This is a genomic window from Brunnivagina elsteri CCALA 953, from assembly GCF_002289455.1.
In the GTDB taxonomy this organism is placed as follows: Bacteria; Cyanobacteriota; Cyanobacteriia; order Cyanobacteriales; family Nostocaceae; genus Brunnivagina; species Brunnivagina elsteri.
Map to the genome: position 1 here is coordinate 1 of NZ_NTFS01000680.1, position 1,949 is coordinate 1,949.

Annotated in this window: 2 protein-coding genes; one reads left to right on the forward strand and one right to left on the reverse strand. The window is 40.8% G+C overall.

What is annotated here, in order from left to right; translation table 11 throughout:
* Positions 1-119: 119 nt before the first annotated feature.
* Positions 120-1,286, reverse strand: a complete 1,167-nt coding sequence (locus CK510_RS29805) for a pyridoxal phosphate-dependent aminotransferase (protein WP_095725046.1) — start codon at positions 1,284-1,286, stop codon at positions 120-122.
* A 192-nt stretch (positions 1,287-1,478) separates the two neighbouring features.
* Here CK510_RS29805 and CK510_RS29810 point away from each other — a divergent pair, with 192 nt between their 5' ends.
* On the forward strand, positions 1,479-1,934 hold the full coding sequence (locus CK510_RS29810; RefSeq protein ID WP_211293355.1) for a DNA-binding protein: 456 nt from the start codon (positions 1,479-1,481) through the stop codon (positions 1,932-1,934).
* Positions 1,935-1,949: the final 15 nt, after the last annotated feature.

A 1,949-nucleotide genomic window follows, 5' to 3' on the forward strand; every position in this document is an offset into this window, starting at 1 on the left:
ACCAAAATTCATCTTTGCTTTCTCCGACTCTTACTACGCAGATTAGCCTCCTCTTGAGATATCAAATGGGTTCTATAGAGAGACGCGATATATCGCGTCTCTACATTTCTAATTATTTTCTAAATCTTTGATTTGACAAACTTCTCCAATCTATCCATGCCTTTTTCGATTGTTGCCATGTCAGTAGCATAGGAAAGGCGAACTGTATCATCTAGTCCAAAGGCAATACCGGGGATGACTGCAACTTTATATGCTTCAAGTAAGGCATTGCTGAAGTCTAGAGACTTTAATCCAGTTTTACTGATGTCGGGGAGGAGATAAAAAGCACCTTCTGGTTTGGGACAACTTAAACCGGGGATAGCATTGAGACGCGTATACATGACTTCTCGACGTTTGGCAAAAGCCAGACGCATCTCCTCAACGCAATCCTGGGAACCTTCCAAAGCTGCGATCGCACCATATTGAGCAAATGTACATACGTTGGATGTACTATGGCTTTGAATAGTGGTTGTAGCTTTGATTAATTCTAATGGTCCTGCTAAGTAACCAATCCGCCATCCTGTCATCGAATAACCTTTAGCGAAACCATTGCTAATTATGGTACGTTTAAATATTTCCTCCCCAAATGTGCCTATACTGACGTGCTTTGCTCCGTCATAAAGAATTTTTTCGTAAATCTCGTCGGAAACCACCAAAATATCCTTTTCAACAATGATTTCCGCTAATGCCTTGATTTCATCAGGTGTGTACACCATCCCGGTTGGATTTGATGGTGAGTTCAAAATGAATAACTTGGTTTTAGGATTTATCGCTTGGCGTAATTGTGCGGGGGTAATTTTGTATCCTGTTGCCGCATCTGTGTTTATAATTACTGACTTTCCACCTGCTAGTGTCACCATCTCTGGATAGCTTAACCAGTAGGGTGCAGGGATAATTACCTCATCACCTGCTTCTATTAATGCAAGTATCAGATTATATAGCGAATGTTTACCACCATTGCAGACGATAATATTTTCTGCTTTGTAATTCAGACCATTTTCGCGCTGCAATTTTCGCGAAATAGCATCCCGCAAACCTGGTTCCCCAGATGCAGCACCATATTTAGTCTTTCCATCTTCTAAAGCTTTAATGGCTGCCGCTTTGATGTGCGCTGGGGTGTCAAAATCTGGCTCACCAGCACTAAAGCTACAAACATCAATTCCCTCAGCCTTCATAGCCTTAGCTTTCGCGGCGATCGCTAACGTAATTGAAGGCGTTACCTGACTAACTCTTTTTGCCAGTTTCATCTTCACTATAACTTTTGGCAACTTTCCCATTTACTTCAGCTTATCTTAAACGATTATTAAAGAGCAGAATCGGATATGAAAAGTATTTTGCCACGGAAAAATTAAAAATACCTTAAGATTCCCAGTAAATTTCCTTCCTCAAGAAATAATGATTTTTAACTGTTCCGTTGTCGGATAAGTGAGGAGGAATCAATGGTTGGAACAACCGAAGCATCTAAGTTATTAGGTATTTGTGCCCGTCGTTTGCGATATTTACTGGCTGCTGGTCGAGTTCGCAATGCATTTAAGGTCAGTAATATTTGGATTATTCCTATAATCAACGGTATGCCTGTAATTACAACTTGCAAACGGGGTCCTAAACCAACTTGGAAACAGCTTAGGAAGCAAGCTTTATCCCGAATCCACGTGAATACGTCTTTATTCGGCAAGAAAGACAAGGATGGAAAATACGTTCCTGTAATCACAGCTAAAAAAAGTGATGATAACAGCTACTGCGATCGCATTATCATTCAAGGAAGTTGTAGCATCGTTTACGATTTCGACCACCCTTTGGACAAAGCTAGGGTTTGGACAGCAATTCTCATTTTGAAACGATTTTGCGCCATTTCAGCGCTCACCAGATTCGTTAAGAATTGTAAAACACTCTGACTGCAAGGGTTTCAA

Bases quoted from the DNA above. Each gene is read 5' to 3' on its own strand.
- CK510_RS29805 (WP_095725046.1), bottom strand. From the start codon at position 1,286: ATGAAACTGGCAAAAAGAGTTAGTCAGGTAACGCCTTCAATTACGTTA.
- CK510_RS29810 (WP_211293355.1), top strand. From the start codon at position 1,479: ATGGTTGGAACAACCGAAGCATCTAAGTTATTAGGTATTTGTGCCCGT.